The 22,131-nt window shown below is 36.6% G+C and carries 17 protein-coding genes; all 17 read left to right on the top strand.

Features of this window, described 5'->3' with window-relative positions:
• Nucleotides 1–269 precede the first annotated feature (269 nt).
• The 17 genes from ACIQZI_RS16670 to ACIQZI_RS16590 all read left to right on the top strand — a co-directional run bounded on the left by ACIQZI_RS16670 (nt 270) and on the right by ACIQZI_RS16590 (nt 21,552).
• Nucleotides 270–1,262 (top strand): Gfo/Idh/MocA family protein, encoded by a 993-nt coding sequence (locus ACIQZI_RS16670; RefSeq protein WP_062184692.1) that lies wholly within the window; start codon nt 270–272, stop codon nt 1,260–1,262.
• A 33-nt stretch (nt 1,263–1,295) separates the two neighbouring features.
• Nucleotides 1,296–2,294, top strand: coding sequence for a Gfo/Idh/MocA family protein (locus ACIQZI_RS16665; RefSeq protein WP_062184689.1), 999 nt, complete (start codon nt 1,296–1,298; stop codon nt 2,292–2,294).
• Nucleotides 2,291–3,274 carry a Gfo/Idh/MocA family protein gene (locus tag ACIQZI_RS16660; RefSeq protein WP_403074900.1) on the top strand — a complete coding sequence of 328 codons (984 nt, stop codon included), beginning with the start codon at nt 2,291–2,293 and terminating at the stop codon, nt 3,272–3,274. Before ACIQZI_RS16665 ends, ACIQZI_RS16660 begins: the two co-directional genes overlap by 4 nt.
• Before the next feature lie 72 nt (nt 3,275–3,346).
• On the top strand, nt 3,347–4,210 hold the full coding sequence (locus tag ACIQZI_RS16655) for a sugar phosphate isomerase/epimerase family protein (protein ID WP_403074897.1): 864 nt from the start codon (nt 3,347–3,349) through the stop codon (nt 4,208–4,210).
• Between the two features lie 314 nt (nt 4,211–4,524).
• Nucleotides 4,525–5,376, top strand: a complete 852-nt coding sequence (locus ACIQZI_RS16650) for a GNAT family N-acetyltransferase (RefSeq protein ID WP_483878423.1) — start codon at nt 4,525–4,527, stop codon at nt 5,374–5,376.
• Between the two features lie 488 nt (nt 5,377–5,864).
• A complete protein-coding gene (locus tag ACIQZI_RS16645) occupies nt 5,865–7,454 on the top strand; it encodes a response regulator (RefSeq protein ID WP_403074892.1) in 1,590 nt (529 codons plus the stop codon).
• Nucleotides 7,455–7,472: 18 nt separating this feature from the next.
• Nucleotides 7,473–10,232 (top strand): sensor histidine kinase, encoded by a 2,760-nt coding sequence (locus tag ACIQZI_RS16640; protein ID WP_403074890.1) that lies wholly within the window; start codon nt 7,473–7,475, stop codon nt 10,230–10,232.
• Nucleotides 10,233–10,579: 347 nt separating this feature from the next.
• Nucleotides 10,580–11,539 carry an ABC transporter permease gene (locus tag ACIQZI_RS16635; protein ID WP_403074887.1) on the top strand — a complete coding sequence of 320 codons (960 nt, stop codon included), beginning with the start codon at nt 10,580–10,582 and terminating at the stop codon, nt 11,537–11,539.
• 16 nt (nt 11,540–11,555) lie between these two features.
• A complete protein-coding gene (locus ACIQZI_RS16630) occupies nt 11,556–12,440 on the top strand; it encodes a carbohydrate ABC transporter permease (protein ID WP_403074883.1) in 885 nt (294 codons plus the stop codon).
• 14 nt (nt 12,441–12,454) lie between these two features.
• Nucleotides 12,455–14,152, top strand: coding sequence for a type 2 periplasmic-binding domain-containing protein (locus tag ACIQZI_RS16625; protein WP_062184666.1), 1,698 nt, complete (start codon nt 12,455–12,457; stop codon nt 14,150–14,152).
• A 395-nt stretch (nt 14,153–14,547) separates the two neighbouring features.
• Nucleotides 14,548–15,888 (top strand): sialidase family protein, encoded by a 1,341-nt coding sequence (locus ACIQZI_RS16620; protein ID WP_062184663.1) that lies wholly within the window; start codon nt 14,548–14,550, stop codon nt 15,886–15,888.
• A 35-nt stretch (nt 15,889–15,923) separates the two neighbouring features.
• Nucleotides 15,924–16,943 carry an SGNH/GDSL hydrolase family protein gene (locus ACIQZI_RS16615; protein ID WP_403074879.1) on the top strand — a complete coding sequence of 340 codons (1,020 nt, stop codon included), beginning with the start codon at nt 15,924–15,926 and terminating at the stop codon, nt 16,941–16,943.
• A gap of 47 nt (nt 16,944–16,990) precedes the next feature.
• Nucleotides 16,991–17,677, top strand: a complete 687-nt coding sequence (locus tag ACIQZI_RS16610; RefSeq protein ID WP_403074876.1) for a YesL family protein — start codon at nt 16,991–16,993, stop codon at nt 17,675–17,677.
• A gap of 19 nt (nt 17,678–17,696) precedes the next feature.
• A complete protein-coding gene (locus ACIQZI_RS16605; protein ID WP_403074873.1) occupies nt 17,697–18,626 on the top strand; it encodes a dihydrodipicolinate synthase family protein in 930 nt (309 codons plus the stop codon).
• Between the two features lie 5 nt (nt 18,627–18,631).
• Nucleotides 18,632–18,841 (top strand): hypothetical protein, encoded by a 210-nt coding sequence (locus ACIQZI_RS16600; protein ID WP_403074870.1) that lies wholly within the window; start codon nt 18,632–18,634, stop codon nt 18,839–18,841.
• Complete coding sequence (locus tag ACIQZI_RS16595) at nt 18,838–19,842, top strand: ROK family protein (RefSeq protein WP_403074867.1); 1,005 nt, start codon at nt 18,838–18,840, stop codon at nt 19,840–19,842. The genes ACIQZI_RS16600 and ACIQZI_RS16595 overlap by 4 nt, the downstream gene beginning before the upstream one ends.
• Nucleotides 19,843–20,235: 393 nt before the next feature.
• Nucleotides 20,236–21,552 carry an alpha-L-fucosidase gene (locus ACIQZI_RS16590; RefSeq protein ID WP_403074864.1) on the top strand — a complete coding sequence of 439 codons (1,317 nt, stop codon included), beginning with the start codon at nt 20,236–20,238 and terminating at the stop codon, nt 21,550–21,552.
• Nucleotides 21,553–22,131 lie beyond the last annotated feature (579 nt).

Here is a 22,131-nt window from a genome sequence, read left to right as displayed (position 1 = left end):
ACCAATATTTAAATAGTCTAGCATGCTATGATACGTTACATTGACGAGTCGACTTTCGACTATGGGGTGCATATATTCTGAAATCCGGAATAGACTTCATTTCGGATACTTTGAAAACTGGGTACACATGCAATTGGTGAAAATCTTGTGAATTAAGCTGAGTTAGACTTACCATATTTCGCTATGTACTTTAAAACGATAGTGTGCGTCATGGATGTAATTTTAGCAATCGATCCAACGATACAAAGAGTATAGGGGGAGGAAATAATTTGGAAAACGTAAAAGTTGGTTTTATCGGAGTCGGTGGCATTGCTGCGGTGCACTTAGAACATATCAACCAAAATGAACATGCAACAATTGTAGCGGTATGTGATATTTCCACCGAGAGAGTAAAGCAAGTGGGAGAACAGTATGGAGCCAAAAGTTATACCGATGTAGATGAAATGCTCGAAAATGAAATAATAGACGCACTATTTGTTTGCGTTCCGCCTTTTGCGCACGGGAATATCGAAGAAAAAGCAGCTGCACGTGGGATTCATTTAATGGTTGAAAAACCACTGGGACTTGAGATGGAAAATGTCATAGCGAAAGCAAAAGCAATTAAGGAAGCTGGGATTATATGCGCATCGGGTTATTGCTTACGTTATTTGGATACGATTTCAAAAGCGAAAGAGTACTTACAAGATAAGCAAATAGCAATGGTACGTGGTCATTATATTACATCATTTGTGCAAACGCCTTGGTATCGCGTAATGGATAAGTCGGGTGGGCAATTAGTGGAACAATCAACGCACACGCTTGATTTAATCCGTTATTTAGCAGGGGATGTGAACACTGTCTATGCAAATATGGCATTGCAAGTGATGGGGGATATTCCAGATATCGATATACCAGATGTGACATCGGTAAATTTAACGTTTGCATCAGGTGCGATTGGAAATCTTGTTTCTTCTTTTACACAGGCAGATCATTATTCCGGATTAGAAATTTTAGGGCGAGATTTTAGAGTAGTGCTCGATAATACAACTTTACACATCATTGATAAAGACACAACCATTTCTTATAAATCTAAATTGGACTTTTACGGAGAACAAGATCGTGCATTTATTGATGCTGTTCGTTTTAACAAAAAGGAATTAGTGTTAGCTCCTTATGAAGAAGCAGTGAAAACGTTAGCTGTCACACTAGCTGCGAATACATCGAGTGAAACAGGTCAGGCGATTCATTTATCGGAATTTATGTCAGCTTCTGCCGTTTGTTAATGCCAAGTAAATGAAAAATGAGGTGTGAAAAAGATGAGTAGAGTGGCTGTTGTTGGTACAGGTACAATGGGAACTATGCATTTGGAAGAATGGGTAAATGTGAATGGATGCGAAGTGGTTGCGGTCGTTGGTCGAACCAAACAGAACACAACCCATCTTGCAGCACAGTATAATGTTAGAGGCTTCGATGATTTACAAGAAGCGCTTCGGCAAATACCAATTGATATTGTTGACGTCTGTGTTCCGACGCATCTTCATGAAGAAGTGGTTCAGATTGCAGCACAAGCAGGGAAAGCGGTTATTTGTGAAAAACCATTAGCAGTAAATTCTAAAGTGGCGAAAAGAATTGTCGATATATGTGAGCAATATAATGTTCCTCTTTGTGTTGGGCATGTATTACGATTTTCTCCTGAATACATTGAAGCGAGAAAGCAAGTGTTAAGTGGTGCAATTGGACAACCCGGTATCATGAGATTATCAAGATGTGGCCCATATCCAAAAGGCCATGATGTGTGGTATAACGATGAATCCAAAAGCGGCGGCATTGTATTAGATTTGGGTATTCATGATATTGATTGGCTCCGTTGGACATTCGGCGAGGTTGAGCGCGTAATGGCGAAACAGATCAAACGAGAGAATCTTGAATATGCACTTATTACACTAAGGTTTGAATCGGGAGTAATAGCCCATCTAGAGGTATCATGGGGCTCAAAAAAATTTGTAAGTTCCTTCGAATTAGCCGGAAGCAAGGGGATGATTGCGTATCAAAGCCGTGATCAAGAACCAATTGTGTTAGAACTGTTTGATGAGGAAAAAGTGGGACAGGAAAGGGTTGCAGTTCCTAGCTATGTTGTTAGGCAAACACCTCTTGAAAAGCAACTTCAACATTTTGTTGACTGCATAGAAAATGGAATTACTCCTATTATTACAACAAATGATGCAATTAAAGCAATTACTATAGCGGAATGTGTAAGGTTTTCAGCAAAATCAGGACAACCCGTAGAACTCAAAAAGGGAGGTGTCTTGAAATGAAGATAGGGATCATTAGTTTTGCCCATATGCATGCTGTGAGTTATGCCGATCATTTAACTGAACATTCAGATGTCGAGCTAACCGCTATTTGGGATGAGGATATAGAAAGAGGAAGTAGAATGGCAGAACGTTTTCGTTGTGAGTATTATTCTAATCTGACTAGCTTTCTCGAAACAGATATTGACTCGGTAGTTATTTGCTCGGAAAACGTTAACCATAAAGAACATGTAATAGAAGCAGCGAAGATGAAAAAGCATATTTTATGTGAAAAACCAATTGCAACAGAAGTAGATGATGCAAAGGAAATGATTCGTGTCTGTGAGGAAGAAGGAGTTATCCTGCAAGTAGCCTTTCCGGTTCGGTTTGTCCCAGCTGTACAAAAAGTAAGAGAAGTGATTCAATCGGGAGCACTAGGAGAAATTGTAGCGATCCAGGCAACGAATCACGGGCAAATGCCTGGAGGGTGGTTTATCGAAAAAGAACGATCAGGTGGAGGAGCAGCTGTTGATCATATTGTTCATGTGATGGATCTGATCCGATGGATACAAAATGATGAAGTGAAACAAGTGTATGCCGAACTAGATACAAGATTTTATGATATCGCTGTTGAAGATTGTGGGATTGTTACATTGGAGCTAGAATCAGGTACGATTGTAACGATTGATCCTAGTTGGTCTCGACCGCGTACATTCCCGACATGGGGGGATGTGAAGATGGAGATAGTCGGAACAAAAGGAACGATTTCGCTCGATGCTTTTAAACAGCATCTCGTCTTATATAATGATCAGCAGAAAAAAGTTCAGCATATTGGTTGGGGCGATGACATGGATCTTGGACTTGTAAATGATTTCATTGATTGTGTGAAAAGTAAGCGGTGTCCATCCATTACAGGAGAAGATGGGCTTCGTACATTGGAAGTCGTTCAGGCCGCTTATGAATCGAATAAATTAAAACAAGCTGTCACTCTTACTAGAATATAAAAGACCGTTTGTGGGTTATAATCTCACGTGTTTTTATTCATATACCGAAACTAATTACTGGGGTGAGTAGGCATGAAACTCGGTTTAAGCTCTTATAGTTTATTTTCGGCGTTGCAGTCGAAAGAGATTAATATTTTGGAAGCGATTCAGTGGATAGCAGATCAAGGCGGGGAACATATTGAAATGGTTCCGATGGGCTTTAGCTTGGATGATGACCCTGATTTGATTCATGCAATTCGTCAACGGGCAGAAAACGCAGGGATTGAAATTTCTAACTATGCAATCAGTGCCAATTTCATTACATCAACTAACGAAGAATATGAGAACGAAATTGAGCGAGTTAAGAAACAAGTAGATATTGCTAATCTTCTTGGTGTAAAACTAATGCGCCATGATGTGGCATCACGGCCAGTAAATGAAACTTCTATAGAACAGTTTGAAGAAGATTTGCCAAGTATAGTTTACGCATGTAGGCAGGTTGCAGATTATGCCGCAACGTTTGGAATAACGACAAGTGTAGAAAATCACGGATATTTCATCCAGGCGAGTGATCGAGTTCGAACAGTTATTAACCATGTTGACAGAACAAATTTTAAAACCACACTGGACATTGGAAATTTTATGTGTGTAGACGAGGATTCGGTTTCGGCTGTAAAAAAGAATATTTCATTGGCGTCCATGATTCATATCAAAGATTTCTACCTACGACCATCCTATAATAACCCTGGGGAAGGATGGTTTCCAACTACTGCAGGTAACTATTTACGAGGCGCAATAGTTGGTCATGGAGATATTGATATGCGAGAAATTGTGAAGATTATTAAACAATCAGGTTATGATGGGTATGTTTCAGTAGAATTTGAAGGGCTGGAAGAATGTAAGAAAGGGTCAAAAATCAGCATGGATAATTTGCGACGTCTTTGGGAAGAGGCATAAAAGGGAAGAATAGTTCCATGCGAAAGCAGTAGATTCCAAAGAGATCGCATTGATTTTTACCTATACAAAACAAGAAACAAAAAAGCCCGCAAAGCCTTTTTAGAAAGCTTTGTGGCCTTTTTTTGTCTCTGGCTTACCATTCTGTTATGAAGCTTACTAGATTTTTAGCATAGTTGGCTCAGTATAGAAGCTTTAGTTATCTTCAACAATCGGGGCAATTCTAGAGCAGGAATTATCAGGCACTTTTTTTAATAAGGATTTAAATTTACTCCTGGAAGTAAAATAGTGAAATCACTTAAAAGGGAGAGGTAAAACTGGGTAATTTTAAATTCACTAATAGAATGTTAAGAATAATAAGGAATGCGGAAAACGAGGTTGAAATTGCTAAAAGTAAAGTGCTAAAGCCGGTACATTTACTTATAGCCTGTTTAAAGGAAAAAGCAGGTGTGATTGGGGAAATATATTTAAAAAGCACGTTAGACGTATATTCCTTAAGGGTTCAGATTGAGGAAAGGGATGATTCTATAGATCAAAAATTGACTAGCAGTTTCCTTTTTAATGTGCCCGTAACTGAAGAAGTTAAAAAGGTTTTTGAAGTAGCCATTAGTTATATGGAAAAATACAACCAAGTCTATCTGAATGAAGGTCATATCCTTAAAGCATTAATAAAAACTAATGTGATTGATCGTTTTTTAACAGATGAAAACAAGAAGATAATTTTAACTCTCGGTACTACCTCTCGAGATATGATTACACATCTTGGCAATTACAGCTTCCCAAATATAAATTCACAGATTGTTCGTAAAGTGAAGAATACCGATTTAAATAGGCTTGTTAAGTTTGTAGAACATAATTTTTCATACGAATGGTCACAAACAATAAAAGATGGTTTTTTATTAAGTGAACCTTCGATATATATAGCTACAGACACTGAAGGAGAAATAGTCGGTTTTGCTGCTTTTGATGTATATAAAAATAAAAAGTGTTATTTTGGTCCTATGGGAGTATCGATGTCTAATAGGATTAACGGGATTGGTTACTCATTACTACATCATTGTTTAAAAGATATGAAGGATATTGGTTATGAGTATGCCATTATTGGTGAAGCCGGGCCAATAGAGTTTTACGAAAAGGCATGTAACGCAGTTGTAATTCCATCAGCATAATAAATGACCATTCTTATATAACTATCTAGCTGAAATAGGATGCGATGAACTTCCACAAAAGGGCACAATTCTTGTATAAGGAATTGTGCCTTTTTAAATAATGATTCAATTGAATATAGTAAGAGCGTGTTTTGATCAATTTTTTTTCAAAACATGCTTTTTCTTATTGATCGTTTATTAAGATTATTAATATCAATTTGATCAAACTGATTACAAATCTATACTCAGAAGCAAAAATAACAGCCAAGAGTCCCCGTTCTCCACATTTAGCTCTTTTTCAATAACTTTTCCCCCATACTTAAACATTTTCTTATACAATAAGAGCAAGGTACCAATATGGTAATCCTTAAATGGACAAAGTAGCGGACGTTGTTTTTCGAAAGAATAGGGCAGAAATTCGTGATGGTTCATCAATAATCAATATACTTGAGCTAATAAACCAATCTAGTGATATTAATAGGCACACTTCTAAAAGGAGTTGAATGTTTTTGTATAAAGTAGTAGTAGTCGATGATGAAAAAAGCATTAGAGAAAGATTAACCCGTTATTTTCCATGGTCTGATGTTGGGTTTGAAGTAGTTGGGGCGGCAGAAAATGGCCGTGAAGCTCTAGTACTCATTGAACAGGAACATCCCGATGTAGTGTTGACTGACGTGCTTATGCCTGAAATGACAGGGTTGGAGCTCGCTAAAGAAATAAAAATATCATACCCAGATATAAAGGTCATCATCCTCAGTGCTTATGATGACTTTAAATATGCCCAGGATGCCATTCAATATGGTGTGAAGGGATATATGTTGAAACCATTGAATAAGGAGGATTTTTATGATGTTTTTAATAAACTGATGGGCGAATTAAATGAAGATGCAGAATTGAAAAAAGTAAGTGCATCAAATGAGAAGTGGAATACGCAGGAATTAATGCTATTGGATTTGATTAAAGGTGCAAACTTACAGAAGTATACTCAAGAATGGAGTGCGCAAAATCCATACATTAGGGTCGTCATCTTTTCATTTGAAAGGGTGTTTAAAGAAACCTCAACCTTCTCAATTAGGCAAAAGATTAAAGAACTTGCAATTGATTTTTGGAAGCGCTATCGTGTCCCTGTATTGTTTTACGGGAATAGTCTCATTTTATTAATCTCTGAACAGAAGCCTGTTTTAAGAAAAGATTTAAAGCCAAAAATTCTATTGTTTGCAGACTCTTTGCAACAAAATCTTGGAGAAATATTCAAAGAAAAGTCCCATATTGTTGTGGGGGTTGGCAATTTGGCCCAATCAATCCAAGAAATTAGCCGTTCTTATCATGAAGCTGTCCATGCTAGTAGCTATAAATATTTTAGTGAACATGAGACGGTCATCTTTCGTGAGGATTTGTCTGCCAACGAAGGATTCGCAAATAATAAGATAATTCAAGATAATATAGTGGAGCATGTGAACCGCATTGAGGGAAAACTGATGGAGTCTGTTTTAATTGGAGAAATAACTGAAATTTCAAACGATATCCACCGTTTCTTCGAGGCGTTGGAGCGATCAAAAGGCCAGAAAATTTCAGAAATACGTGGTTCCTGTTCCGAGCTCGTCATTATGCTTATCTTCAGGCTTAAAGAAAAGGGGCTCGCACTCCCATCAATAGATAATCAACAAGTACTTGGAAAAATCTATGAGATTGATTCACTAAAGGAATTGAAAAGATGGCTGAAACAAATGCTGGAAACTATGTCTTATGATTTAACGAAAAGTGATGAGCAGAATGTTAATCGCTACGTGCTGATTGCCAAGGAATATGTGAAGTCAAATTATCATGAGAAGATCTCATTAATTGAAATGTCGAATATCCTATTCCTTCATCAAGCATATTTCAGTGCTATTTTTAAAAAAGAGACAGGGCAAAATTTCGTCGACTATGTGAATGAGGTTAGGATTGAAAAAGCCACACAGTTGCTAAGAGAGACGGATAATAAAGTGAAGATGATATCTGATATGGTCGGCTTCCATAGCCATTCGTATTTTATCAAAGTATTTAAAAATGAAAAAGGCGTCACGCCAGTCGTGTTTAGAAGACAGCAAAAACGGTAACGCTCGTGGAGGTATAGCATGAGGAAAAAAACAGGAATAGAAGGGAAATACCCTTTTCGAAACTATTTACTGATGTTTTCGTTGATTGTGGTATTCATTTTTCTTTTGCTATTAAGTTCTATTTATTATGTGAAAATAAAAGACTTTATTGAAGAAAAAAAAGAAGCCACTACCCAATTAAGGATAGACCAAATTTCTAATGAAATACAACTCAAGTTTAATAATATGTATGAAACGATTAACAACTTAAAGGCAAATGAGATTGTAATTCGATATATAGATGAATTGACAGGTTCGGAACTCAGTCCTTCCGATAAGTACTACCAGATGAAGAGTCTTGAGGAATACTTGTATGCAATCAAACAGAATAACAAGCTCATTGATAGTATTCTGATTATTACACCAGAATCCCAATTCAGTTCAGACAGTAAATACGTGGATTACAAGTTTAATGGAATGAAATTAAAAAGTGAAGTGGAGAGTAATTATCATTTTGTTTCCATTGGTGAAACAAATAAGATGATCGAGCATCCTTTGTTAGGTGATAAGAACTGGCAAGAGGATGTTACTTCAAAAGACTTGAATAACCAAATGTATTTTGGAGCTAATAGTGTATCAGCGGACGGCCATTTTAAAGGGGTCATCCTAATTATAATGAATATGAATAATTTAGATGATCATATCTTTTATGCAGATCAAATTGCATTATATGACAGAAAAGGAACGATGCTTTTTAAAGGAAATCAAGTAGATGGAAATATTCCTCATGAGATCGATAGATTGGAACAGCGTAAAAAAGGATTGCTATCAAAGAAAGAAGATGTGGAACTTCATTATTCAAGTATACCTTTTTATAAGTTTCAACTCATTTATGCGGAACAAATAGGCTATTATTCGAAGCAAATGCAAACAACGTTGAAAGTGATTGCTCTGATTTTTCTTTTTACTGTATTAATTGCTTATATTTTTTCAAGAATAGTTGGTAGAAAAGTGCTTCAGCCTTTATATAAATTATTAACATCTTTAAAAGAGCATGAAGAAAGTAAAAATTATAGCAGTCTTTTGCAAAAAAATGATAAAAGACACATTAAAATGAGCTTACGAGAACGATTCTTTTTTTATTTTTTAATGACCATTTTGTTGCCTCTCATTGTATTTATGGTGATCTTTTATTGGCAAACTTCTAAAATCGTTTTGGAGGATTTGCAGGAAAGTTATCACACAGTACATGAAAAAATGGCAAGGATTATGAGTAATGAAATCAATCAGAGAGAGCTAATTATGGCGAGGATCGCCTTAGATAATCCACTACAGTATAAAGTACAAGAGGAAAAAAAGGATGAGATAGGGTCTGAGTTGCTGGATAAAAAGAAATATTCCGAATTAATGAAACAGAATATATGGATTTATAATCAAAATGGTGAATTTTTGTACACGAATAGCTATAGTCATCCGAATCAATTAAATGATGAATTTTATCAACTTTTATTACATTCTGGTCGAAAAATAAGTTATACGTTGGAAAGAAACCATTTCAATAATAGTACAATTATAATGGGGATGCCGATATTTTCACCCGATAATTATTCAGAGGTGATTGGATACGTTACGGTAGATATTGATAGTAATCAACTATCAAACTTTTATTCAAATTGGCGAAAACCAGGCCTGGATTTGCTGTTAGTAGATAAGAATAATAGAATTATCTCCCATCAAAATCCAATGAAAATTGGCGGCGTTTTGGAAGTGACAGAAGATTTATTAGAAAATGACCATATTCAAAGTTTAAATGACCATATCTATAGTACAAAAATAACAGAACAAGGATGGAAATTTATCTCTAAATATAATTATTCTGATATACAAAAGCAGGTCAATCAATTGTTTATCAGCAATCTTTATTTGTTATTCATCATATTCCTGTTGTTACTCGTTTTTTCCTACTGGATTTCTAAACGAATATTGAGGCCGTTCGGTCAGTTAAATGAATTATTCAATACTTTCGATTTAAAAGGTTCTCATCATGAGATTGCTGAACAATTCTCAGGAATTGATGAGGTGGATACACTAACTAGAAACTTCAATACGATGATTCAGAGAATGGAAGAGTTAATACATGAATCGCTAGAGGCGAATAAAGAGCGCATCCAGCTAAAATATGAGAAGCGGGAGATTCAAATCAATGCTTTACAGTCGCAGATTAACCCACACTTTCTATATAATACTTTGGACAATTTGATTTATCTCGTTGAGTCAAATGAAACGGATAAATCGGTAGATATGATTGTTTCATTAAGTAGGCTGTTTCGATTCATTACGAATAAAGAACAGGTAATGATCGCAATCAGGGATGAGCTGGCCTATACTAAGACTTATATTAAAATTATGTCATATCGTTTTGATAATTTTGAATGTATTTGGGATGTTGATGATGATGTATTAAATTTTAAAACGGTTAAGTTGATTATCCAACCAGTTATTGAAAATGCGATTCACCATGGAGCTAGAAAAACAAAGAATATGGTAACAATTCATATTTCCTGTAAACGTATTGAAGATACGGTGCATATTCGTGTAAAAGATAATGCCATTGGTATAAGAGAAGAGGATCTTTCAAAGGTGAAAGCATATCTTTTCGCAGCGGTATTAAATAAATCAGGTATTTACAATGTTAATGGAAGGATCAAGCTTCATTTTGGAAGTATATATGGTCTTAACATAGAAAGTAAGTTCGGAGAAGGTACACAAGTTTCAATCGTTATTCCAATTGTTAAATAATTTTTTATGTAAAGGGTGTCCCAAAAGTCATGGAGTCAGCTCTCTTCACAATCCTATCTTAGTTTGATTTGTGTTTTAAATTATCTAGATATAGTACTGTGAATGGGAGTCAGACTTCGAATGGGGCATTGTTTGTATAACAAATAATACTTAGTCTATCGGATTTATAAATATAAATCCGATAGCTTCATTTTGCAGATAGAATGAAATATTCTTTACACTATTTTTACTAATGCTTAAAATAGTGATATTTTTTCTAAATATAGTAGAACTATCTGTTTTAATTTTATATTATTCTGAAAATAGTAAACGCTTTCAATAAAAGAATAGAGAGAGGGGGAAATATCATGCAAACAGCAATAGAAAGGGAAAGGGCGGTAGAATCAAAGCCCAAGCGTAAAGAAAATATTAATTGGGTTAGAATGAAGAAGATGAAGATGCTTTATTTTATGATGGCTATTCCGATGGTCATGTTATTTATCTTTCATTACATTCCAATGTATGGAATTTTGATCGCATTTAAAAACTTTTCTCCTGGCTTAGGTATTTGGGATAGTCCATGGAATAACTTTGAACATTTTAAAAGATTGTTTTCCGATTTCTTATTTATTAGGGCTTTGAAAAATACAGTCGTTATTAGTCTATTAAAGTTATTAATTGTTTTCCCAGCACCGATTATTTTTGCAATCTTATTAAATGAAATCAAAAGTGAAAAGTTTAAAAAGGTGAGTCAATCGATCTCGTACTTGCCACATTTTATGTCTTGGGTTATTTTGTCAGCGATGGTGATTGAAGTGTTTTCTCCGCAAAGAGGAATTATCAACTATGTTATTACATTCTTTGGTGGAGAGGCCATTAACTTTATGTCTGATAAAGGTTCTTTTATCCCGATATTAATTCTTACTGATATGTGGAAAGAGTTGGGCTGGGGAGCGATTATTTATTTGGCTACGATTACGTCCATAGATCCTCAATTATATGAAGCAGCGGAAATAGATGGAGCAGGAAGATTTCGTAAAATGATTCATGTTACTCTTCCATCGATTATGCCAATGGTTATCATTATGTTTATTCTTCGACTAGGGGCAGTATTAAATGCCGGTTTCGATCAAATTCTTAACTTGTACAACCCACTAGTATATGAGGTTGCCGACATTATCGACACATATGTGTATCGAAGTGGATTAGAGCAATTCCAATTTGATTATGCAACAGCAGTAGGATTATTTAAAAACGTTATTGGTATAGCACTTATCCTCACCGCGAATGCGATCATTCGAAGAAAGAGCGAACACGGAATTTGGTAGGAAGGAGGATATAAAGATGGCGGTAAAAAAACGTAAAATATCTTTATTTGATATTCTAAATGTGACAGGATTTACCTTATTTTCAATTATCGTGTTGTACCCATTTTGGCAGACAGTTGTTTTATCCTTCTCAGATGCCGAATCTGCTTCTAGTCTCGGAATTAATTTATGGCCGGATAAATGGATACCAGATGCTTATACATTTGTATTTTCATACCAAAATATTATGGTCGCTTATTTCAATACAATTATTAGAACAGTGGTAGGGACGGTATTAATTGTTTCATTTACAGTATTAGCTGCATATCCGCTTTCAAAAAAAGATTTACCATATCGAAACTTTTTTACAATCTTTTTCTTGATTGCGATGTTCTTCTCAGGAGGTATGATTCCTGAATTTTTGCTAATTAAAAACCTTGGTTTAATTGATAGCCGTTTTGCATTAATCTTGCCTTCAGCGGTCAATGTCTTCTTTATCATCATCATGCGAAACTATTTTATGACGATTGATAAAGGGCTTGAAGAATCAGCGATTGTTGATGGTGCTAATTATTTCCAAATCTTAACTAAAATCATTATTCCAATATCGAAACCTGTTATCGCCACTGTAGCACTTTGGGCAGCGGTTTATCATTGGAATGAGTGGTTCCATGCTTTGATTTATATACAAGACGATTCATTAGATGTTTTACAAACCGTCGTAAGAGATATGCTTGTAGCGATGGATCTTACACAAGCGAATAGCCAAATGGGTGGAGGTGGCTCGTCCAATTCAGATTTGTTGTTAAGTAATGTGCGGGCAGCTACGGTAATTATTTCCATCGGCCCGATTGTTTTAATCTATCCATTTGTACAGAAATATTTCGTTAAAGGCATTATGATAGGTTCATTAAAAGGATAATGGGGGAATACACAATGAAGAAATATGCAAAAGTTCTGTCAGCCACAGCTTTATCAAGTGCGTTACTTCTAACAACTGCTTGCTCCAATAATGAAGCTACTTCAGGGGAAAAAATCGATATTGCAAGTTTGCCGGATTCAGGGGATTATTCAGATAAGCTTGAATTAAGCTTATCTGGATCAATTACAAAAGGAAAAGCGGAAGATGGTAACTATGTTCAAAAGAGATTAGAAGAACAATTTAACATTAAAATTAAAAACACAAAAGTAGATACTTGGAATAAAGACCAAGTGAACTTAATGGTTGCTTCTGGTGAATTACCTGATACATTTGCTTTTACTGCGGGGGGAAAAACACCACAGGAATTATTTGATGCAGGATTAACAAGAACGATTCCAAAAGAGATGCTTGAAAAGTATGCGCCTCGCTATATGAAAATGTTAGGGGAAAACCCACCAGGACCAGAAATGAACTTACTAAAGGGTTCAGATAATGAATATTTACAATTAATTGGTTTATATTCACATGTTGATGGATTAACTTGGACACCAACATTCCGTCTAGACTGGTTGGAGAAATTGGGATTTGAACCACCAGGGGAAATTAAACAAGTGGGCCCAAGCGGTGGACGTGAGAAAATCTATTATACAGACAAAGCTTATACACTTGAAGAAGTAGAAGAAATTTTAAAAGCGTTTACATTTAATGATCCAGATGGAAATGGCAAAAATGATACGTATGGAATTTCTCCATATAATGACCAAATGCACTGGGCAGCTTCTTTAATGGGATCATTTGGATTAGCTCCTGATTACAATTTTATCGAAGATGATAAATTAGTAGTTACAGAGATTTCTAAGAAATATAAAGAATTTCTTAAGCTGTTAGCTAAATGGTATGATATGGGCTTAATTGATCCTGAATTTACAACACTTGATTTAAATAAGAGTTGGGAAAAATACAAGCAAGGAAAAATCGGTTACTATATTGCACAATCTTCATATCTTGCCATGGATGATTGGACTAAAGGACGAGCGCCACAAAATCTTGTAGAAAATCCAAACTCTACTGCTAAAATACTGGCTACTGCACCGGAAATTGGTAAAGATGGACAGCAAGGTGTTGGTTCGTTTATACCAGTTGGTAATTTAGCGGATGCATTCTATGTTTCAAAAAATGTAACAGATGAAGAACTAGCAAGAATTCTCCAAATTTTTGACTATATCAACTTTGATAATGAGGCAAGATGGACGCTTTATGGCGAAGTTGGCGTTCATTCAGATTGGGAAGGCGAGCCTGAAAAATCTGCCTTAAAGGTACGCCCTGAATATGCAGCTGAAGAAGGAAATTCTGGCTTCTGGGGTTATAACTTCCGTACCTATGATAAGGAAAGAGTACAGTGGTTTACATCAGAATATACAATGAATCTTAGAAAAGAATACTTTGCTCGAGATGATGTAAAAGAAAATATGTTAATTCGTCCATATAAATGGGATGTCTTGAATAAAACAAAAATGGCTGAAATGAAGTTGCGTTACCAAGGACAATTAAAAACAGTTGTTGATGAATTTAGAATGAAAGCGATTGTAGGGGAAATTGACATCGATAAAGAATGGGATAAATATATTGAAAATTGGTTGAATAACGGCGGACAAGATATCCTTGCAGAGATGGATAAATCAGATAAAGTATCAGATTTAATGAAGCAATAAGTAAGTAAGAGGTTTTCTATGAAAGGGTCTACTTTACACTCTATACACGGTTGATTGTGTCACTGAGACGTAATAAAAACGGTATATGGTAGATGATTAGGTATGACCCTATCATAATAAGCAGTCTTATTGTCTTCAATGATCTGTCGTTTTAATGAAGGAATCTTGATAAGGTGACAACAATATGCCTACTATCAGAAAAATAACACAGAAAAGGGGCGGGCTTTGCAAAACCAGCTCCGCACCGCCCCCTTTATAAGGTGATACAAATTGAGAACCTGAACCTTTTTCATCGCCTAAGTTGGGATCAGACACTCATGAACGTTTTTTATTACATATTACAGCTTAAATGAAATTGGAGTATCTATATTATTATAATAAAAGGAGATATTCACATGTCCAATATCCAGAAAGAAGCAATCTTTTATCCAGGTTTTGCAGATTCTAAATCTTATCGAATTCCATCTATGATTACAACATCGAAAGGGACTGTCATTGCAGGAATCGATGCAAGGCTAGCTGATCAAAGAGACAACCCTAACAAAATCGATGTGACGATTCGCCGTAGTGAAGATCATGGAAAAACGTGGGGACCTGCGCAAAAGCTAGTTGCCTATGCAGGGGAAGGGTTAGACGGAGCAGCCGCAATCGATACAGCACTTTTAGAAGATGAAGTAACGAGCACGATATTTATGATTTTCTGCCATACTCCAGGTGGAGTTGGTCTTTGGAATAGTGAATCAGGAATTGGCTTTGATTCAGATGGGCGCAAGCAATTGTATGATCAAAATGGTCAATGTTATTTCCTTGCAAAAGATGGGCAAGTCTATGACTCAGAAAACAATTTAACAGACTATACAGTAGACGATCAAGGAAATGTTAATAAAGAGACTCAGCTACATGGAAATATCTATTTGAAAAAAGGAAGCGATCTAAATGAAAGTTTACTAGAAGCAAGAACTTCCTTTTTACAAATCATTCAGAGTGATGATGATGGCCGTACTTGGTCGAAACCTAGAGAATTGAATGTCATGGTTAAAGAGGAATGGATGAAGTTTATCGGTTCAGGTCCAGGCTGTGGGATTCAACTAAAGCAAGGGAAACATGCAGGCAGATTAGTTTTTCCAATATACTTCTCTAATGAAGCAGGTCACCTATCTTGTGCTTGTATTTATAGTGATGATCATGGGGTTACATGGAAACGTGGGGAATCGCCAAATGATGGCAGAGAATTGGACGGAGAAATTCTGTCTGCTGAAACAATCTCAGAAGGTAAACAATATTTGACAGAGTCTCAAGTGATTGAATTGCCTACAGGTGAATTGAAATATTATTTACGTAATCATTATGGAATTCAAAGAACAGCTGTTACAACAAGTACTGATGGCGGAGAAACATGGGGAGAAGTGACGTTTGATATGGCATTGGTCGATCCGACTTGTCAGTCAAGTGTTGTGCTTTATCCTGATTTGGGTGATGGCAAGGTACGTGTTTTATTCTCTAATCCAGATGATGAAAAAACGAGAGTAAAAGGAACCGTTCGCTTAAGTGAAGATGGTGGGAAGACATGGCCATACAGTAAAGTGATAGAAGACGGCTATTATGGATATTCTTGCTTAACTGTCCTTAAGAATGGTGAAATTGGCGTCCTATATGAACGTGTTTATGATTACTCTGATTGGAATAACATGGACATACAATTTTGTACGTTTACATTAGAATGGCTGAAATCTTAGGTTTTTAACTATGAAACTGATATGGAGTGATTACTGTGCAACAACTGCCATTATCTGAAAAAATGTTTCATGGGGCCATCTCAATTGAAAAAACAGAAACGTATATGAAACCTTGGAGAATTCCTTTTGAGCAAGCTGAGATTTTTTTACCAAACGAGATTGGCGGGCAGGCAGAGCTTCCTGCTGGTGTCAGAATAGTAATTCGTAGTACTACGAAAATTATAAACATTGGAATATTGGACGCAGCTGAGTTTATGCAGATGGATTGTTTAATAAACGGTTCTCTATACAAAACTGCTCACATCTCAAAAGGAGATACTTCTGTACACTTTGATGGTCTTTCAGACGAAACAAAGCTGATCGAACTATATTTATCACAAAAAATGGCTGTACCTATTACTGGAATTTGGATTGATGAGCACGCAAAGTGGGAGCTTGTAGAGGATTCACGCTTGCACTGGGTTACTTATGGAAGCTCGATTACTCATTGTTATTATTCTGAAAGTCCTTCCCAAACATGGCCTGCGCTTGTAGCGAATGAGATGGATTTTAAACTTACCTGCCTTGGATACAGTGGAAATTGTTTTTTGGAACCTACGGTAGCGCGGATGATCCGCGATATGCCTGCTGATTTTATATCTATGTGTGTAGGAATCAACATTGTAAGAGGAAACGCGCTCTCAGATCGAACGTTTGCACCAGCATTAATGGGCTTTATCCAAATCATCCGAGATAAACAAAAAGATGTGCCAATTGCGATCATTTCTCCTATTTTTAACAGGGAATATGAAAAAACAGAAAACAAAGTTGGTTTATCACTTGAAAAGACAAGAAAAGAAATCGTACAAGTTATTGACATCTTGAAGAAGCATGGTGATCAAAATTTGTATTATTTAGACGGTCTTGAAATGTTTGGAAAAGAGTATGAAAAGTATATGCCTGACGGGCTGCATCCAAATGCTGAAGGCGATAAAATACTGGCTGTTCGTTTTCAACAGTTGGTAGAAGCAAACGTGCCTGTCAGAGACAAAGAAAAAATGATATGTAAACTTTGATAGCATCGACATGACAATAGATGCTCAGAAAAAAATGGGGTGGGAAAATGTTTCAAACGGGCGGCTACATGGGGAAATTAAACACGGTCATGGAATGGATTGCAAGATTCTTTTTTGTTCAATTAATATGGATACTTTTCTGCATTTTGGGGCTTATCGTAGGAGGCATTTTTCCTGCCACATTTACAATGTTTGCGATTTGCAGGAAATGGATCAATAAACAAACAGAATTTCCTCTTTTTCGTACATTTTGGAATCTGTACCGTGCTTCTTTTTTTAAGGCCAATATATTGGGATGGGTTATTGTTGTGACAGGATTTAGTCTTTTTTATTATCTCCAATTATTTAGAGGGGGAAATGATACAATCCAAATCGTATTATTTTTCGTAGTTTCGACAATGTGCGTCGCATATTTGATGACGGTATTGTTTGTTATTCCGGTATATGTCCACTTTGAGATTAAACTATCCAATGTCATAAAATATGCAGCCATTACTGCCATCTCCCACCCATTTCATGTCATCAGCATGGCTGCCGTCATCACTGTCTTCAGCATGATCATGATCCAGTTTCCTGGGCTCTTTCCGTTCTTTAGTTTCAGCTTGTTGGCATATTCGCTTATGTGGCTCGCGAATACAGCATTTGTCAGTATGGAACGAAAGGCTTCTAAATTAAAAGGGAAAAACCCTGTGAATGGAATTACTTCAAATAAAGCAAAGATAATTGAAATTTAATGAGGGATGAGGCGGTAGTATGAATAGAATTAATAGAGAAAAATTCAAAGGGATTTTTGTTGCGATGTACTCCTGTTATGATCAAAACGGAGAAGTTTCTTATGAGCGTGTGAAAAAACTGGCTCGATATTATGCAGATAGTGGCGTAAAAGGATTATATGTTGGCGGAAGTTCTGGAGAGGGAATGCTCCAAACCAATGAAGAACGTAAACTTGTATTGGGTGCTGTCATGGAGGAAGTGGGAAAAGAACTGACCATCATTGCCCATGTTGGAAGTCCGTCTACGAAGCATAGTGTGGAGCTGGCAAAACATGCAGAGCTGGCAGGCGCGGATGCGATTTCTGCTGTCCCAGCTATTTATTACCGTCTCTCTCCTGCTAGTGTAAAACAACACTGGCAAAGTATGATTGACAGCACAGATCTTCCTTTTATTATTTATCATATTCCTCAAACTACAGGGTTCCATCTTTCTCCAGAGCTACTGAAAGAAATGGCTGCACAAGAGAAAGTAATTGGTGTGAAAATTTCATCTGAAAGCACATACGAGCTGCAGCAGTTTAAAGCAATTGGTGGAGAAGACTTCCTTGTTTTTAACGGACCAGATGAACAATACATTGCGGGTAGAATGATCGGGGCAGATGGAGGGATTGGCGGTACGTATGGTGTCATGCCTGAGTTGTTTTTGAAAATTGAACAGTGTTTTCAAGAAGGAAATATCGAGGAAGCACGACATTGGCAATATAAAGTAAATGATATCATTTCAGAATTATTATCCTACCCTTCCCTTTATGGTGCGTGTAAAGCGATCTTAAAGCTACGCCAGATTGATTGCGGAGAACCCCGTCTGCCGTTATTGCCAATAAGAAAGTCGGATGAGGCTTCCATAGAAAGATTAAACCAAAAAATCTTGGATTATATCAGTGAAGCAAAAAGTGTAAGAGTGAGGTGAAGGAAGTGAATTCACAATTTTCTCAAAAAGAATTGATTGTTACTTTCCACGTGCTTCAGGAAGAACTCTTACATGTTGGTGATACGGTGAAGAAAATAGTGATAGAAGTGGCTGGTACAGTTGGGCGTGTCATCACAAGGCAACAACTACTGATGGCCAAATTTATAGAAGCAGTCTGTGGCAATGATGACTCCCTTTTAGGTAAGCAAATATGACTCCAATCGAATTCATTTCCTCATCAGATTTTGCCATCGGTGTTGATATTGGAGGAACAAAGATAAACGCTGGAATAATCGATCGAAATGGTCAGATCCTTTTACAGCATCATTTGCCGACCCTTGCCAAGCAAGGAGAGGTGCTGAACCAAGTGAAAACATTAATTTCTAAGCTTTTGAATGAATACCACTATTCATTTGATGGTACTTCATTAAAGGGAATTGGAATTGGCAGTGCTGGTCAAATCGATTGGAACAAAGGGAGTATCCGCTATGCTAATTCATTAATTCCCGGCTATACTGGAACGAAGTTAAAGGATGAATTGGAACATGAATTTACTGCCTCGGTGATTGTCGATAATGATGTGAATTGCTTGGCCCTAACTGAAAAATATTTAGGAGCTGCACAAAATAAAAGAAATGTCATCTGTTTAACACTTGGAACAGGAGTTGGCGGAGCTATTCTCATAGATGGAAAAATCATTCACGGTGCTTGGGGAGGTGCCGCTGAAATCGGCCATATGACAGTCGATTTTAACGGTGTTCCTTGTCATTGCGGGAGTATCGGATGCCTTGAACAATATGCGTCAGGTACGGGTATTGCGTGGAGAATGCAAGAACTTCTTATGAAACAAGGAATAGGAACTACTCCAATCGAGGCAAAAAAAATCATTGCCGATTGGATAAAAGGTGATCCTACAGCAGCACTTGTTATGAATCAAGCAATTGCAGCACTAGGATCAGCGATTGCATCACTCGTTCATATATTTAATCCAGAAGCAATTATCATTGGCGGAGGGGTAGCGGAAGCAGGAGCACCTCTTATTGATGGAATAAAAGCGGAAATGAAAAAGCGAGCCATGTCTTCATTAGTAGAAGGCGTTGATATTTTCGCTGCCTACAAAGGAAACTTAGGGGGCATGATAGGTGCTGCTCTTCAATTGTGGGAATATGACGAAATAGGAACAAAAGTGAACCTTCAATCTGCAGATAAAATATAATCTGTATCGTTAATCAAAGGAGAAGACTTGAGTCTTAGTTTTACGACTTTAAGTCGTCAACATGAATGTCTAAATCCACCTACTTGAGTAGGTGGACGTTAACATTAGTAAGTCTTTTCTCGATTTACCTCTAGAGGGAATAAATAGTACGCCTGCACCTCTGTTGAAACTAATAGAGGATGTTCAAAAAGTCCGGTAAAAAAGCTTGCGAACTTCATCAAAGTTTATGAATGACCTTCTGTTAAAATCGCGCACGTCCTGTGCAAGTCCGGTCCCAAACGTACTGCATACGCAAAAGGTTTGAGACTATTGCTCCCCGAACTTTTATCCTCCTTTTTGAACACGCACTTATAATATAACGACTATTCACTAGAGTATTGGAGGTTAATAAAAATGAATACAATTACCAATGAAAAAAAATTTGCAAATTGGCCTACACAATATGGGAATCCAGAATGGTTTCTAAAAGATCGTTTTGGAATATTTATACATTTAGGTCTCTACACGCCAGCAGCACGCCATGAATGGGTCATGACACATGAAAAAACGCCTCTAGATGCATATCGTAAGTATTTTGAACATTTTGATCCGGATTTATTAGATGTAAAAGAATGGGCTCGTGTTGCTAAAGAGGCTGGTATGAAATATTTTGTTATAACGACAAAACATCATGAAGGCTTTGCATTATGGGATACGAAACTAAGTGAATATAAGGTGACAAACACACCAATAAAGCGAGATTTATTGTCTGAAATAATTGAGGCTTTTCGTGAAGTAGGATTAAAAGTAGGACTTTATCATTCCTTAATCGATTGGTATCATCCGGAATTTACACTCGATGGATTACATCCACAACGAGATGACGAAGATTTAAAAAAAGAAAATGTCAATCGAGATATGAATAAGTATTTGAAATTTATGCATGGACAAGTTCGAGAATTATTAACAGATTACGGTCAAATAGATTACATTTGGTTCGATTTTTCATATCCTCATCGAGATTGGGGTTGGTCTAAAGGAAAAGGGGCTATTGATTGGCAGTCTGAGGAATTAGAGAAGATGGTGTTAGAATTGCAACCGGATATTCTAATTAATGACCGCCTCGACTTAAATCGAGGTGTAATAACTCCAGAACAGTACCAACCAAATGAACCGGTTGAGAAAAATGGACTTCCCGTTATATGGGAAGCGTGCCAAACGATGAATGGAACTTGGGGATACCATCGCGATAACCTAGACTGGAAATCCACTGACATGCTCCTTAAAATGTTAATTGATACTGTCTCAAAAAGTGGGAATTTCCTATTGAACGTAGGGCCTAATGGGCGGGGAGAGTTTGATAGTCGTTCCATTTTGCGTTTACAAGAAATTGGAGAATGGATGAGATTGCATTCTCGTTCAATATATGGGGCAAAACATAGTGAATATAAAACGCCAAGTAACTGTCGCTATACGCAAAAAGGGAATCGTTTATATCTCCATATCTACTCATGGCCATTCCGACACATTCATTTGGAGGGTTTAGCTGGAAAAGTAAAATATGCGCAACTGCTTAATGATGCGTCAGAGGTTTACTTTAGAGAATTTGACCCTGAAGAGGTAATAACAAGTACAGAAGCGAAAATTGATATTAATTCAGTTGTATTGGAACTTCCTGTGCAAAAACCAGATGTAATTGTACCTGTGATTGAATTGTTTTTAAAGGAATAGATCGTAAGTGTGAAGATGGGAAAAATAGTAGCGAATAAGTACGTGATAGCAACATGAAATTTCACAAAAAGGTGTAATATCTAGCAGGATTCGTCTCATAACAATTTGCAAATGAATAGAAGAGACTACCAAAAAAGGTAAGCAAACTAATTGCGTTACTATTCGGATAGTCTCTTTTTCTTTGGCTGTTTTCGCATACTTTGTTGCTTTTGAATGATATTTACAATACTATCCTGGGTTGATTTCCGTTGCAGGTACTCGCTTTCGGCGGGCGTTCTCAGGAGCCTCGTACCTTCCACTACAATCAACATCTGCTCGAATTTGTTACTTGAAAAAACAACAATCTTTACGAAAAGAGCCTTTTCTTTAGAATATTAATCAAGATTTAATAGAGTAGATATAACCAATTCAGTAGTTATTAATTATTGCATCAACCTATATGAGTAGCAATTTTCATAATGAGATGAATAGTTGTTGTGATTAGGGGAATGGACCCTTTTGAATGTTGATTAAATATTCAAAAATATTCACTTTTGTGATATAATATGGATAGAAAAAGAAAATAAGTAAAAAAAGGGA

It is taken from the genome of Peribacillus sp. NPDC096379 (assembly GCF_044762875.1).
GTDB lineage: Bacteria > Bacillota > Bacilli > Bacillales > DSM-1321 > Peribacillus.
This window is presented reverse-complemented; position numbering and strand designations above follow the sequence as displayed.